The following is a 15,322-nucleotide window of genomic DNA, read 5'->3' on the forward strand; positions in this document are numbered from 1 at the left end:
AGTAGAAATTATGATTACATCAAATATTGGAAAACTATTTATAAATGCATATAATGAAAAGTTTGGCACAGAATATGATGCTAAATCTTTCTTTATGGAGGTATTTTACCCTTTGTTTTTTGACCATCCTAAATATATGATGATACCAGCATTAAACTCTCCATTACAAAATTCATTTAATGATTCTGAACTAGGAAATGTTCCAGTTCGTGGAAAAATGGAAGAGATGATAAAAGGTAAAATTGAATATGAAACTCCTAATATCAGAAAGCAGAGGTATATGAAGTTTCTGAAAGATGTTGAAGAAAAAGGTGCAGATGCAAGTACTACTATTGGCTATTCTTCCCAAGATATTATGGCTACAACTTCTGGACAAATGACAAATATGGCAATTAATTTAGATGATAATGCTATTTTCGCATCATGGATAGGCCATGGACTAGGACTTGGAGTAAAAGATGATATTAATATATTGTTCAATGATATAAGAATATTAATGGATATATTCAATGGATGGAAATATTATCGGGAATCATTAGATTCAAATCCATATTTAAAAGGCAATCAGATAAATGCATGGAATGCACAATGGCTGTCTCATAAATATTCCCGTTTATATCAGGAAAAAAATGAAATGGCGGGCTTCTCCCCTTATTCTTCTAAAGATGATATTATGATTGTGGACTCAATCACATGGACTAAATTGATGTTTGGTATATCTCGTCAATATAAAAACATACAAATGATAGGCTATTTATATAATATTGGGAAAATAAATAGAACTTACGGATTTGTCCCTTTTCTATTGTCTGAGATTCGTAGACCAATAGAGTTATATAAGAAGCTATTTGGTACAATTGGCGATTGCGACTCTATGGAAGAACTTTACGGGACTGCATTAGGTTTTACTGAAGCGTGTAAACAAGGGGTTATCGGAGTAAAGGCACTTGAACCTAAAGGTGTAAAAGATTATATTTATGTAAAAAGTAGCAAAAATAAGGTGAAGATGCTTAAATGTAAAAATGACGAAAAATTAGAAATAACATATAAAACTTATCAAATTTGGATATTAGCTATGTTGAATAATCAAGAATTATGGGATAAATCCCAGGAATTTGCAAAAGTTTTGCATCAATATGTAAATAGCGTAAAAAAAACGACTACCAAACCTCAAAATCAAGTTGAGGCTGTTCTTAATGCAACAAATAAGAATACATTCATAACAGCTTTAAAAGAAATAGTTGAGGTTTCAAAGCAGAAGGATGAATATGTTTCGATGGCAAAAGAGATAAATTTAATGCCAACAGATAATATTTCCTATTTTCTCACTTTAATTCGTTTTAATTACGCATCGTTAAATAAGTAAACATTATAAATCTTAAGAATATGAATCCATACATTTATTTAAGAGTTTTGAAACACGTTGACTTTTCCGTGTTTTGCGTACAAGATGGACAAAAGACATATTATGATCCACAGTTTGGAGTTCGAGTTCCATATTCAAGTGGACAACAGGTTAAACGGTCAATACTAACATCCTTAATGGATACACTTAATGTATTACCTGCTCCAACAACGTTTGTTTTCAATGGTAAAAATGCAAAAGAAGGTGAAGTCCTTTCTCTATGCGATCCGAGATATCCTGATCAATTATTAGGAGGCTGGATGTTTTCTATTAAAAAAGGAGATGAAAGAACTCGTAAACGTCGTAGTCCTTTATCAATATCAGCTATGCGTCCATTACATCCTCTTTTAGCCAATGTCCCTGATGAAAACATATCATTTGACCGTTCTGATATGGCACAACATCATAAAGTAATCGTACGGGATGAAAACGGACAAGAAATGTCTGAAAAAGATATAAAAAAACTTTTAGATGGAACAGATCGTAGTTTATATCGTAAATGGATTCCCTATAATAAGCGTGCAACAGGTTTGTTTGTTTATGATGTGGCTATAGATTTACGTACTTTATTCTGCATATCTATGAATCCTTTTGAACCAGAAGTGAAAGATGAAGTGGCTGTAGAATTAAGAGAACAAAATTGGATAGAAAGTGAAAATGTGTTTGGCAAATGTTTAGTTATGCCTAAAGAACAACGTGATAAAATCATACCAGTATTAGCTAATGCTCTTTTGAACTGGCGTATCACATCTAATCAGGCTCGTACATTTAGTTTGATGGAAACGTTGGCAATAGCTATAAGTGATAATGCAAATACGTTGGCGTCTTCTATTCGGGCCAAGTTAAGAGATGCGGGTGAAAGTCCTAAAGCATCGCCTGTTATTGATGAAAATGCTGGTGCAAATCTTTTTGTTCTTCCTGCTTGTTCCGCTTACGTTTTGACAGAATGTGATTCTCCTGATGCAATACGATGTGCAGAACAAAAATTAATAGATATGATGAATGTTTATGATTTTGAAAATCAATTGAATAGATGAATGAACAAAACAACATAATCATTTATAGGACAATGGATGGTAAATCCTCCGTTGCCTTGTATGCCAAAGACGGAAAGATTTGGCTGAACCAGCAACAGATAGCTGAACTTTTTGGAACCTCCAAACAAAGCATCAGTTATCATATCATTAATATTTTGAAAGAGAATGAATTGGAACAAAGTTCAGTTGTCAAAAATTATTTGACAACTGCTGCTGATGGCAAACAATATAATGTGGTATTCTACTCATTGGAGATGATTCTTGCCATAGGTTACCGGGTACGTGGAGTGCGTGGAGTGCAGTTCCGTCAATGGGCAACGAGACATCTTTCGGAATATCTGGTGAAAGGATTTACGATGGATGATGAACGTTTGAAGAATCCTGATGGACGGCCTGATTATTTTGATGAGTTGCTGGCTCGTATTCGTGACATTCGTGCCTCGGAGAAACGGTTTTATCAGAAATTACGTGACTTGTTTAAGTTGAGCAGTGACTATGAAGCGCGTGAAAAGGCGACACAGATGTTTTTTGCAGAGACGCAAAACAAATTGCTTTATGCTGTCACGCATCATACAGCGGCAGAATTGATTGTGGTTCGTGCTGATGCAGATAAGCCAAACATGGGATTGACAACATGGAAAGGGAATATCGTAAGGAAGCAGGATATTATTATTGCTAAAAATTATCTGACTCAAGATGAACTGGATACATTGAATAGACTGACAACTATTTTTTTGGAATCAGCGGAACTACGAGTGAAGGAACGTAAAGACCTGACACTTGGTTATTGGCAGCAGAATGTGGATGCTTTGCTTACCTTTCATGGAAAGGAGGTGTTGAACGGTAGTGGAAGGGTATCCAATCAGGATATGGAAAATCAGGTTAGGGACATTTATGCAGTGTTTGATGCAAGACGGAAACAGGCGGATGCGTTTGCTGCTGATGAGGAAGACTTGCGTTTGCTGGATGATTTGGAGAGACAGATAAAGAAAGAGAAACTATAGTGGTACTGAATTTATGACGATAACCGGAACACATTTCAATTATTATCAGATATGTCAACGGAAACTGTGGTTGTTTGGTAACGGTATCAATATGGAACATACATCTGATTTGGTGTATGAAGGAAAATTGATGCATGAGGATTCATACCCGCAACGTTCGGCAAAATATGAAGAAGTGGAGATAGAAGGCATAAAGGTGGATTACTATGATGCGAGAAGTAGGGTGATTCATGAGATAAAGAAATCAAACAAGGTGGAAAAGGCTCATGAATGGCAGTTGAAATATTATATTTATGTTTTCGAACGGAATGGGATAGAGGGAGTGACTGGTATCTTGGAGTATCCTTTACTTCGAAAGACTTCGGAGGTTGTCGTGTCGGATATTGATAGGGAGGAGATGAAACGTATGGAAAAGGAAATCGGGCAGATTCTAAATTCCGATGAATGTCCGGAAATCTGTGTACGTAAAGGTATTTGTCGTAGTTGTAGTTATTATGATTTTTGTTTCAGCGGGGAGGAAGAAGAATGAAAAAGACCTATTATTTGTTTAATCCAGGCGAGATGGAGCGTAAGGATAATACGCTGAAGTTTACGGCTTATACAGAAGACGGACATGTGGTTCAAACTCGTTATCTTCCGGTGGAGGATATTGGGGAGTTTTATGTGTTTGGTTCGTTACGTGCCAATAGCGCTTTGTATAATTTCTTGGGACAGAAAGATATTGCTGTACATTTCTTTGATTATTATGAGAATTATACAGGTTCATTTATGCCACGTGATTCCTTGTTATCGGGGCGTATGCTGTTGGCACAGACCGCAGCATATCAGAATAAGAAACAGCGGGTAACTATTGCGCAGAAGTTTATAGATGGAGCTGTGAATAATATGCTGAAGAACCTGCAATATTATAATAGGCGTGGCAAAGATTTAGAGGACTTGATGGAGACTATGAAAAAGTTGTGTAGTCAAGTTCCCTCAACTCTTTCTGTGGAAGAACTGATGGGTATAGAGGGTATGATTAGGCAGAATTATTATGATGCCTTTAATCTGATATTGAACGATTTTGAAATGGGAAATCGTACAAAACAACCTCCACTGAATGAGGTGAATGCTTTGATTTCGTTTGGCAATATGATGTGTTACACCATATGTCTTCGTGCCATCCACCAAACGCAATTGAATCCAACTATCAGTTATCTTCACACTCCAGGTGAACGGCGTTATTCTTTGGCGTTGGATATTGCTGAAATTTTCAAACCGATTATAGTGGATCGGGTCATATTTAAGGTGTTGAATAAAAGGGAAATACAGACAAAGCATTTTGATAAGAATATGAACCGATGTGTGCTGAACAATACTGGGAAAAAGATATTTGTGAAGGCTATTGAAGATAGAATGACGGAGACCATTCAGCATCGTCGTCTGAATCGTAACGTGAGTTACCGCCATTTGATAAAGTTGGAATGCTATAAACTTTCGAAACATTTGTTGAAGTTGGAAGAATATAAACCTTTTAAAATGTATTGGTGATGTATGTGATATTGGTATATGATTTTGGCGAGAAACGTGTCGGTAAAATGCTGAAGCTATGCCGTAAATATTTGTTTTGGGTGCAAAATTCGGTATTTGAGGGTGAGATATCGGCAGTTAGGTTGAAAGAACTGTTGATGTGTGCGAAACAATTTATGAAGAAAGATGAGGACAGTATTATTTTGTTTAAAGGACGTGAGCAAAGTTGGATGGAAAAGGAGATTGTTGGTAAGGAAAGAAGTAGTACAGATGTATTTTTGTAGTTGTCGGTGTTGGTAATAGGTATTTATAGAATGTATTGTGTATTACAGATTGTTCTTTGACATATTGAAAATGAGAGGTATAGAAAATTGTCGATGCTATAGTCTTTTTTTATTTTTAGGCATCGACAATTTATTTGAAGAAAAGTTGTATCTTTGCTTCCGATAAATATTTGGAACTAAATAAGTTAATTTTTTATCGCTATATATTTTTAATTGTACCTTAATGGAATTGAAACAACAGAGATTTTAAAGTATTTGGATGAACAAAAAATTTTTAATTGTACCTTAATGGAATTGAAACAAAAGAGGCAACCCGATTTTGGGGCAATTTCCCGGTCGTTTTTTAATTGTACCTTAATGGAATTGAAACTCGGCAGATGTAGTAAGGCTTGTTGTCTTTGTAATTTTTTAATTGTACCTTAATGGAATTGAAACTACACCTGAGCATCGCCGAACACCTGAGCATTGCCGTTTTTAATTGTACCTTAATGGAATTGAAACACTTTAAGGCGCGCCGTGGCATAGATCGCCTGCTCATTTTTTAATTGTACCTTAATGGAATTGAAACTATATATCACTTAACAAGCCTTTCGGACTTTATCAGCTTTTTAATTGTACCTTAATGGAATTGAAACATGAAAGCAATGTATATAAGGTTATGAGTGGTACTATTTTTAATTGTACCTTAATGGAATTGAAACTTGATTATTTCGAGGGAAAAGACCTCGGAAAACTGATTTTTAATTGTACCTTAATGGAATTGAAACATGAAAGGCCCTCACCCCACACGTTCGGGAGTTTCGTTTTTAATTGTACCTTAATGGAATTGAAACTTATGAAGTATGCCGGGTTCAAGAGTTATGCTGACATTTTTAATTGTACCTTAATGGAATTGAAACGCCGTTGTATTTAGCTACTCCAAGCAAGCTGTAGATTTTTAATTGTACCTTAATGGAATTGAAACTGTGCAAGTTTCCACTGAAAGTCGCTGCGTTTGTTCTTTTAATTGTACCTTAATGGAATTGAAACTAAGTTCGGATATGACCAAACAAAGAAGATGCTCATTCTTTTAATTGTACCTTAATGGAATTGAAACTAGATAAACAAGGTATGTGCAATAATCATCATCTGCTTTTAATTGTACCTTAATGGAATTGAAACATTGTATTTAGAATCTATAGGCGAAGTCCACAACCCCTTTTAATTGTACCTTAATGGAATTGAAACGAAATATATTCTCCGAAGGAATGCCGGATGAATCAGCTTTTAATTGCACCTTAATGGAATTGAAACACTATTATTTTTATATTTTCTTTTTAGATGGTTGGAAAGGTTCGTTGTTTTGATTTATTTCTTATTTGATACAGGCAAGCAGCTGCTCGAAAGACCGGAAAGTGGTACATTCTTTCCCTTGGACAAGTCTGAACTCTTCGGCGGATAACACTGACAGACGAGGGACTTCCTCTGTAGCTTCTGCCGCAGAAGCGGGACAGCAAGCATACCCGTGTCGGTTCAGGGCATTGGTTGTCCAGTGTAATAACACTTCATCAGCCGCTTCGACGGTGATGAAGCATTGGCTGTTTACTGTAGGATAATACACTCCATGCGCATAGTCGAACCGGATGTCATTGCGCGAAAACAAACTGTCCATCCGGTAACTTAAAATCAGGTCTTCCGTAACACCACATTGCAGTCCGTTCTCTTTGGAGAGCAACCATAACTTGTCTGCCAGCACTAACGCCTGTTCTATGTCGTGGGTGGAGAGTAGGATCGCTTTGTTCTGCTCTATGGCAAGGCGATGAAGCAATGTCATGATCTCGATACGGCTCACTACGTCCAGGAAAGCAGTCGGTTCGTCCAGCAGAATGAGCGGGCACTCCTGCACTAATGCTTTGGCAATCATTACCTTCTGACGCTCGCCATCCGACAACTCTGCGGTGTAGCTTTGTGACTTATGACTGATGCCTACGGCTTCCAGCGCATCTTCTATGATGACACGATCAGCCTTGTTCAGCTTTCCGAAGAAGCCGGTGTGGGGCTGGCGCCCTAAGGCGACAAGCTCATATACCGTAAGTCCGCCGGCCAGAGTCTTGTCCGTCAGCACGATGCCGATGGTGCGCGAACGTTCCTTCTCCGAATAGGCGGATAACGGTTTGCCCTGAACGGACAGTTCTCCGGACAAGGCAGGCTGCGAGGCGGACAGCGTGCGGAGCAAGGTGGATTTTCCGGTTCCGTTAGCTCCTAACAGGCAGGTCAGTTCTCCGGGAAAGAGGCGGAAAGAGAGATGTTCATGTACCCGCTTCTCCTGCTTTCCCGAACGGTAACCGATGCATAAATCCTTGGCAGTGATGACAGCTTCCTGCTTCTCCGGACGGTTTACGGTGCATAAATCCTTGGTAGTGATGGCGGTCTTTTCCATAAGTCAGCGTGTTGGAGTATCAGTCAGAATATTAGTTGAAGTATTGTATTCTACGTTGGTTTACAATTACATAGATGATGACGGGCGCACCCAGCACCGGAGTCACTGCATTCAACGGGATGATTCCCCCTTCGCCCGGCAGGGTGCAGATCAGGTTGCAAAGCAGGGCAACGGCAGCTCCTGTCAGCATGGTGACGGGGAGCAGGGAGTTATGATTGGATGTCCCCAACATCAGACGTGAGATATGCGGAACGGCAAGACCGATAAATGCCACCGGTCCGCAGAAAGCGGTGGTCACGGCGGTAAGCAGTCCGGTAGCTATCAGTAGCAGGTTGCGGGTACGGCGGATGTTCACACCCAGGTTTTCGGCATAGCGGGTGCCGAGCAGCAGCGCGTTCAGCGGTTTGATGAGCAGGATGGAAAGCAACAGTCCTGCCAGGCAGAGCGCGGAGAAGTAGGGCAGTTGTTGAAGGGACACACCGCCGAAATTACCCATACCCCATATCATGTAAGAATGTACCCCCTCCGCTGTGGCAAAGAAGTTGAGCAGGGAGATGGCGGAAGAGGTGATATAGCCGATCATGATACCCGTAATCAGCAGCATGATGTTGCTTTTGATTAACGTGGAGAAGAACAAGATAAGCCCCATCACCGCCATCGACCCGATGAAAGCACCCAGCATCACCGCCAGGAATCCGGACAGGGAAAACAGTCCGGTCGCTATGCTTCCTCCGCCTGCCAGCATCACGAGTGCCACGCCGAGGCTCGCTCCCGAGTTGATGCCCAGGATGGAAGGGCCTGCCAACGGATTATTAAAAGCAGTTTGCAGCATCAAACCCGAGACAGCCAATGCCGCGCCGCACAACAATGCCGTGACCGCCTGAGGCAGACGCGACTCCCAGATGATGAAACTCCAGCTGGCTTTCTCCGCTTCGTTGCCACACAGTATGTCCCACACCGCTCCGGCAGGGATGCTGATGGAGCCGAACCATAGGTTGGCACTCGTCAACAAGAGGATGAAGAGAGACAACCCTATTCCGTAAATGTATCCTTTTGCTTTCATGTTATCTTTCACAGCAGACTGAAAATCTGTTTTATTCCGTTAAGAGAGTTAGTCCTATTTTATTAAAGAAATAAGTTCCTCTTATAAGTGAATTGGTCTTATTCTGTTAAGGAAATAGATTCTTCTTAGCTAAGCAAAGCTGTTTCACTCTATGTAAGAACTTCCGTTTCACTCCGCTAATTTACTATAATATTTCAATTCATAGCCTTCCAGCATCGAAGGATGGAAGATTTTTATCAAATCTTTCAGAAACCAGTCCGGATGGAAAGGGGTTTCTTCGTAGAAAGCTACCCGTCCGGTGTTGCATCCGTAGATGTTCCTCTCCTTGAAGGCGCGGAAGCCGGCGTACGGGGCAAACTCCTCTTTCAGTTCGCTGTAGGTCTTGTCCGTGGGTTGGTTGTAGCGGATCAGCCAGAAGTCGGCCTGTTCCCCTCTCTCGAAAATGGCCTCGAAAGAATAGGCAAGCGAACCGCTGTGCGTGTCTTCACGGAAGATGTAGTCGGCGCACGCGTCGGCATAGAGCTTGGCGATGGTACTGTTGCCACCGGGAGTATACCAAGTGGAACTCGTCTTGAGGTCGCACATCACTGTGGGAGGGGCAGACTGTGGCGTGTCCGTTACCTTTTTGGGGGGCACAGTGGCTTTTCCCCGAGGAACAGCACTCTCTCGCAGTGTTGCAGTGGCTTCCTTCAGGGCGATGTAGCTCTGCTCCACGGAGGCGAACAGGCTGTCGGCCTGCTGCTGCTTGCCGAACAGGCGCCCGTAGAAACGCATCCATTCGGCACGTCCCAGGGGGGATGTCTCCATGTAGTCGGCACATTCGATGAGGGGAATGTCCAGTTTCTCTACCCGTCCGTAGCCGCCGCTGTTCTCGAAGGGGGAGAGCAGGATGGCATCCGGGTGCAGGTCGATGATCCGTTCGATGTCCGGGTCCATTGAGCTGCCTGCGTCTGCAATCGTTCCGTTCCGGTGGCCTTCGGCAATTTCGGGCATGCGGATATACTTCAGGTCGCAGACACCGGAGATGTTGCCTAGGGCACCGAGTTCTTTCAGCAGGCTGCAATGCACGGCGGAGTAGACAAGCGTCCTGTCCAGAGGGGTACGTACCACGGTCGCTCCGGCGGGCAGGCCGTCGGGGAGAGGGAGGGGGAGGGATTTGTCTACCAAGATGTAGGTGTGCAGGAGCTTGGCGGTGTCCCAAGGATTGCGCAGGCGGACAAGGGAATAGTCGGCGTAGTCGATGATGGAGAGGTTTTCGGCATAACGCAGGGGGAGGGTGTCGGCTTGTGCGCTACAGGCTTGCGTGGCAGTGGAAGAAGTGCTGCTTCTTCCGCCACAGGCGGAGAGAAACAGCACACATATTCCGAACGTTATGTAAATAAAAAGGGATCTCATCAGAAGAAGATTACCTTATGTGGGAAAAGACCGCCGCAGTCAAACGATTCAAGGAACGTACCGTCGCTCTTGAATCGATAGACATCTCCGTTTGTAATATTGCTGCTGTAGGCAAGGATATAAATATCGCCGTTCCTGTCGTCAATGTTGATGCCTTTGATAATTGCACTACTCAGCTTGGCCGGTACATTCTTCAGGAAAGAAGTTGTATTCAGTTGGTGAGTCTTGGCATTGTAGGTAAGGAATTCGTTTGTGGTGATATTATTTCCCCAGTCTGTCGTTTCGCCGTTTATCAGGTAGATGATCCCGTCATGTTCGGCAAAGTAGTTGGCGTTTGTGATACTTTCTACTGTACCGTCCGACTTGATACGCTGGAAGACCTGGGGGGATTGGGATGCACCCCAGGTCACTGCCCATGAGATGAGGTAGATTTCATCGTTTGCTTCGAGCAATAAATTGGGATTTTGGGCAACCTCAATATCCTTCTCCTTGGTGAACGTGGCGATGTCAATGACAGATACCGTATTGCCGTTGCCCCAGCCGGAGTTGGCTACATAAAGTTTGCCCTTCTCTTCTACAATCTGTTCAGGGTTGGCGCCCACGTTGACGTAGGCTTCGATGTTCAATGTGTTGGCATCTATGCGGGCTACCTTTCCGCTGTACAATGTCACATATATTTTGCCATCTTCCGCTTCCATGCCTCGTGGTTCACCTTCTTCTTCTAAAGAGAGCCGTGCCTCTTCCACACCGGCGGCATTCAGCCTGAGCAGGAGTTTGGAACCGGAAACGATGACATATATTTTGTCTTCATACTCCATGATATCCTGTCCGGTGTCTCCCAGCTTCTTGTTGTTCTGTCTGGAGTAGATATCCGAAATGAAATTGTTCTCGCTGTTTTTAGCATCTTTGTCGGGCGCATAGAAGGCGATGCCGGCGTTGCTTCCCTCATACTTTCCTTCGTACAGGATAAAGGCCCGATGTTGCGGAAGTTCTATGATACTTCCACTGTCGTCCAAGTCGTCATCGTCGTCACTGCAAGAGGTGAGTGTCACTGAGAGCGCCAACATGCAGAGTGCGCTCCATAATAAGCTTCTTACTTTCATATTACTATTGGTTTTAGTTAAAAATTAATATAGCCTGTAAGTCGGAATGAACGTCCAGGCATAGGATAATATTTTATGATGTCATATTGTTCATCGGTCAGGTTTATGAGTTCGGCCTGCAGTCGCAACTTGCAGTTGCCCAGGTTGAAGATGCGTGAGGCGGCAAGTGTATGTTCCATGTAGCCGTCAATGCGATTCTCTGTTATATTCTGTGGCAGGCTGTAACGTTCGCTCACTCCGGTGAGGGTGTAAGCGAGGTTTATCCAAGGTGTTTCTATGCTCAGGGAGGCATTGCCGCTGTGTACAGGGGTATAAGGAATCTGGTCCTTGTAGTTCTTGTCCTCTTCTGAGGTGACGTCGATGGCTTTTTGATAGGTATAGTTGCCTGTCAGAGACAGGGAGATGCGGCGGTTGAGCGGGATGGCGGTACGTAATGTCACATCTGCTCCGGTGATGTCTACTTTGCCGTGGTTCAGCATCTTCCAGATATAGGTGGTGGGCAGGGCTACGATCTTGTCGCGCACTTTGTTGTAGTATCCGTCTATGGTCAAGGCAACGTAGTCGGTGAAGGAGAAGGGTGAGCCGCTCCAAGTAATGCCCAGATTGAATTCCTGTGCCTTTTCGGGACGCAGGCTGGCATTTCCTACGCGCTGGTAGTAGAGGTCGTTGAAGGTAGGTACGCGAAAGGTGCTTTTGTACATCATCCGCAGGAAGAGGCTTTGCTGTTTCCAGGGACGGTAGAGCAAGGATATTGTAGGGCAAAGGCGGTGGCGGTTGTCCGGACGTTTTCCGGCCTTCACTTCTTCGACAATGAGGGTATGTACCAGTGTTCCGGTGGCGGTCAGGCTTTTCCAGTGATAGTTCAGGTTCAGTGCCGAGAGCCAGGTGTAGCGGGTGGGGAGCTGGCTGTCGGGCAGGTTGCTGTCGAGGGTGTTCAGGATGAAGTCGTTGGCCCATGAGGCGGTGAGGGGGTGGAGGGGATGCCATTGCAGGGTGCCTGAGAGATAATATTCCTGCTGCTTGTTTATGTCAGTCTGTTTTCCGTCTTGGTATTTCACGTCCGTATCTTCATATTTGTCCCATGAGTAGTTGTATTTGGCTTGTGCCGACAGTGCCCATGCGTGGTTCAAGTGCTTGCGGTAGAGTGCTTGCACGAAGCAGTTTTTGTCCCACAGCCGTTCGTCCGAATGGTTGTTGTAGAGGATGACGGGACCGGGCAGTCCCCGTTCGGAGTCGAAATAGTAGGCTTTGACTTGCAGCAGGCTGCTGTCTTTCATCGTATGATAAAGGTTCCCTTCCGCATGCCATGACTGTATGTCGGAGTTCTGCCGTTTTTCTTGGGTGACGTATTTGCCATTTACGAGCGTGAAGGGGTAATTTCCGTCGGCTCTTTGGTAGTTTCCGTTTATACTATAGGTGGTGCGTGGGGTGAGGCGGTGCGCCCATGTGGCAGAAGGATTGATGAAACCGAAAGAGCCGCCTTTGACTTGGGCTTTGAAGTCGCATGGCTTATCGGTTCCTTCTAGCGGGTTTTTGCCGTAGATGGAGAGTACGCCTGCCGAGGCGAACAAGCGCGCGGGCTGCATGAGGTTTTCATTTTGTCCGATGGACAGGGAGAGCATGTCGATGTCGTCAAGGGAGAATCGTCCGATGTCGATTTGTCCTGCCTGGCAATTGCTGACGGCTACTCCGTCGTAGGCAACGGCTGTATGGGCGGCTCCCAGGCTTCGGACGGAGACAGTCTTCAGTCCGCCGATGCCTCCGTAGTCTTTGACGTTTGCTCCGGCAAAACGGCGGACTGCGTCTGCTATGTTCTGAAAACCGAGGTTTTCCAGTTCTTTTTTATCCAAGAGTTGGATGGGGGAGGCTACGGATATTCTTTGTGGGGTGCGGCGTCCTTTGATTCCTACTTCGGGGATGGCGTGGACTTTTCCGGTGATGGTGTCTTTTGTCTGATGGGTGTTTGCGTCGGCTTGCGGGGTACGCTGGGGTACGTCCGACTTGGTCTGCTGGGCGCTCAGCGTGGTGCAGAGGCAGCAGACGAGGCAATATACACAGAGCCGTAACCGGAGGTTCCGGCATGGATTGTTTGGGGCCATAAGCAGAAATCTATATAAAAAACATATGTGTCTCATCTCCTTTCCTCGAAGAGATGAGGGGCGACGGGTTTTGCAGGTCTTCTGACTTACTCCGGGGCGGCCGCCTTCCCGCCGCGTCTTGCGTCGGCAGTGGCATGAGTGGTTGGCCGTTCCTTTGAGGGGAGTTCACAGCAGCGGGACTGTTTGGGATTCGCACCCAATTCCCTTTTCATGGAATGCGCCGCAGGGCGGATTCCAACAAAACCGGGGACAAAGATAGGGAAAGTTTTTGAGTTTTTGAGTTTGGGACGAAAAAAGTGGAATATCAAACAACTTAAAAAACTCGAAAACGAATCAAATCAACGAGTTAATGCCTTAATCAGTGCAATAATTCAATGGCTTAAGACCTTAAAACCTCCCCAACTCACTCCTTTGGTGAGACGGGTACGGGGCGGGCGCCGTAGGAGCGGAGGGCACGGGCGAGGGCGGTGTCGCTGTTGTAGAGCCGGAAGAGGGAGTTGTGGATGATGAGGCGTTGGGGACTGGCTTGGAGCCCTTCGGGGGTGGGACGGGTGTGTATCCAGGCGAAGGCGCCGGGGACGTCGTCGGCGGGACGGGCGAGATGGGCGTCGGCGGAACTGATTCCGGTGGCGGGGGCGACCAGGCGCAGGGGAGTGCGGTCGGCAAGGGGAGGTACGGCCTTGCGTCAGGCTTTGCTTGTACGAGCCACGGCCTGCCGCCTCCCCTTATAAATCCGAGTTGTCGCTTACAGCCGCTCCTTATAAATCCGAGCCCTCGCTTACAGCCTCCCCTTATAGATCCGCGCCATCACCTTCCGGTACCGGTTCTCTATCTCCAGCAGGTTCTGCCGGCTTTGGTAGACCACGGAGACTTCCACGAAATACTCCGTCACACTGATCTGTCCGCCCGTGAGCGCCTGCCGGAGCAGGTCCATGTCCCGTTGCGCGCGGAGCGCCTCTTGATACTCCTCGATGGAGGCCTGTAGCGCACGCGCCTCGCCATACAGCTGCGCCAGTTCCGACTCCGCCCGCAGGCGTGCCCCCTCGCGACGGAAATCCGTGTCCATCGCTTGCGCCTTGGCCGTCTTCACCTTGCTCCGGTTCTCGAAGATGGGGAGCGAGAAGCCCACCACGACGCCGTTGAACGGTGCGCCCGACTCCGTGTTGCGGCGGTAGCCCAGTTCCAGCTTCGGCAGCCAGCCTTGCCGACTGACGGAGACCTGCTTGCGGGCGGCAGCGCTCTCCTGCTCGAGCGATTGCAGGGCGGCGTCCGCGGCAAGCACCTCTTCGCGCAGCACTCCGTAGTCCGCAGGCAACGGGCACGACGGGCTGTCGGCGATGGAGGAGGCCGTCAGGGGCTGTCCGCCGTTCAGGGAGGAGAGTTCGAGCCAAGCTGCCTCGAGCGCGGTGCGGTTCGTGCGCGACTGGGTGCGGATGTTCAGCAGTTCGAGGTTCAACTTATTGGTTTCTAAGATGTTGGCGTCGCCCGTCTCTAGGCGTTTGCGGTAGTAGGCTTGCAGCTCCGAGGCCTGCTCGAGGCGCTCGTCCAGCAACGTCTGGAGGCGTTGCAGCATGAGGATGTCGAGGCACAGCTCCTTGGCACGCAGGAGGAGTTGCTGCCGGAAGTCGGTGGCCTGAGCGTCGAGCGACGCTGTGCGTAGACGGTTGGCACGGGCGCGCGTGGCGTAGAGGGTGGGGAAGTCGAAACTTTGCGACACGACCAGTTCGCCGATGGTCTCGCCCTTGTCCCTCGCGCCCCAGAGGTGGGCGTAGCTGAGGGTCGGGTCGGGGAGGTTGTTCTCCGCGCGGTTCTCCAGTTTCTGCGCGGCGAGGCTGTGGGCGTTGGCCTGCAGTTCCTGGTTGTTCGCCTCGATGCGGCGCAGCACTTCGTCGATGCCGATGGCACTGCCGCCGACTGTTCCGGACGTCTGCGCGTGGGCTCCCGCATGCAGGAGCAGGATGATGATGTATATTGCAGTGATACGTTTCATACTTTTTGAGCTTT

The 15,322-nt window shown here is 46.1% G+C and carries 12 protein-coding genes, 1 CRISPR repeat array and 1 riboswitch; of the genes, 6 read left to right on the plus strand and 6 right to left on the minus strand.

From position 1 onward, the window contains the following. Nucleotides 1-10 precede the first annotated feature (10 nt). The 6 genes from QZ323_RS01460 to cas2 are packed head-to-tail and all read left to right on the plus strand — an operon-like array spanning nt 11 to nt 5,239. Nucleotides 11-1,366 (plus strand): hypothetical protein, encoded by a 1,356-nt coding sequence (locus QZ323_RS01460; RefSeq protein ID WP_294632223.1) that lies wholly within the window; start codon nt 11-13, stop codon nt 1,364-1,366. Nucleotides 1,367-1,386: 20 nt separating this feature from the next. Then, nucleotides 1,387-2,442, plus strand: coding sequence for a CRISPR-associated protein Cas7 (locus tag QZ323_RS01465; RefSeq protein WP_294632225.1), 1,056 nt, complete (start codon nt 1,387-1,389; stop codon nt 2,440-2,442). Further along, on the plus strand, nt 2,439-3,446 hold the full coding sequence (gene rhuM, locus QZ323_RS01470; protein ID WP_294632227.1) for a RhuM family protein: 1,008 nt from the start codon (nt 2,439-2,441) through the stop codon (nt 3,444-3,446). The genes QZ323_RS01465 and rhuM overlap by 4 nt, the downstream gene beginning before the upstream one ends. Before the next feature lie 13 nt (nt 3,447-3,459). Next, nucleotides 3,460-3,975 (plus strand): CRISPR-associated protein Cas4, encoded by a 516-nt coding sequence (gene cas4 / locus QZ323_RS01475; RefSeq protein WP_294632229.1) that lies wholly within the window; start codon nt 3,460-3,462, stop codon nt 3,973-3,975. Continuing rightward, nucleotides 3,972-4,976, plus strand: a complete 1,005-nt coding sequence (cas1b, locus tag QZ323_RS01480) for a type I-B CRISPR-associated endonuclease Cas1b (protein WP_294632231.1) — start codon at nt 3,972-3,974, stop codon at nt 4,974-4,976. Before cas4 ends, cas1b begins: the two co-directional genes overlap by 4 nt. Beyond that, a complete protein-coding gene (gene cas2, locus QZ323_RS01485; protein ID WP_294632232.1) occupies nt 4,976-5,239 on the plus strand; it encodes a CRISPR-associated endonuclease Cas2 in 264 nt (87 codons plus the stop codon). Before cas1b ends, cas2 begins: the two co-directional genes overlap by 1 nt. A gap of 207 nt (nt 5,240-5,446) precedes the next feature. Then, a CRISPR array of direct repeats spans nt 5,447-6,532; the repeat unit is 29 nt; unit sequence TTTTAATTGTACCTTAATGGAATTGAAAC. A gap of 61 nt (nt 6,533-6,593) precedes the next feature. Here cas2 and QZ323_RS01490 read toward each other — a convergent pair. The 6 genes from QZ323_RS01490 to QZ323_RS01515 form a co-directional block, all read right to left on the minus strand. Beyond that, a complete protein-coding gene (locus QZ323_RS01490) occupies nt 6,594-7,658 on the minus strand; it encodes an ABC transporter ATP-binding protein (RefSeq protein WP_294632234.1) in 1,065 nt (354 codons plus the stop codon). 31 nt (nt 7,659-7,689) lie between these two features. Next, complete coding sequence (locus QZ323_RS01495; protein WP_294632236.1) at nt 7,690-8,721, minus strand: iron ABC transporter permease; 1,032 nt, start codon at nt 8,719-8,721, stop codon at nt 7,690-7,692. Nucleotides 8,722-8,889: 168 nt separating this feature from the next. Continuing rightward, the gene (locus QZ323_RS01500) at nt 8,890-10,116 is read right to left on the minus strand and encodes an ABC transporter substrate-binding protein (protein WP_294632238.1); all 1,227 of its coding nucleotides are present in this window, start codon (nt 10,114-10,116) and stop codon (nt 8,890-8,892) included. Beyond that, a complete protein-coding gene (locus QZ323_RS01505) occupies nt 10,116-11,219 on the minus strand; it encodes a DUF5074 domain-containing protein (RefSeq protein WP_294632240.1) in 1,104 nt (367 codons plus the stop codon). Before QZ323_RS01505 ends, QZ323_RS01500 begins: the two co-directional genes overlap by 1 nt. 17 nt (nt 11,220-11,236) lie before the next feature. Beyond that, entirely contained in the window at nt 11,237-13,318 is a 2,082-nt protein-coding gene (locus QZ323_RS01510) for a TonB-dependent receptor (RefSeq protein WP_294632242.1), read from the minus strand. Nucleotides 13,319-13,371: 53 nt separating this feature from the next. Then, nucleotides 13,372-13,576: riboswitch (cobalamin riboswitch) on the minus strand. Nucleotides 13,577-14,096: 520 nt separating this feature from the next. Further along, nucleotides 14,097-15,308 (minus strand): TolC family protein, encoded by a 1,212-nt coding sequence (locus QZ323_RS01515; RefSeq protein WP_294632243.1) that lies wholly within the window; start codon nt 15,306-15,308, stop codon nt 14,097-14,099. Between the last annotated feature and the right edge of the window lie 14 nt (nt 15,309-15,322).

The organism is uncultured Bacteroides sp., assembly GCF_910585845.1.
Taxonomy (GTDB): domain Bacteria; phylum Bacteroidota; class Bacteroidia; order Bacteroidales; family Bacteroidaceae; genus Bacteroides.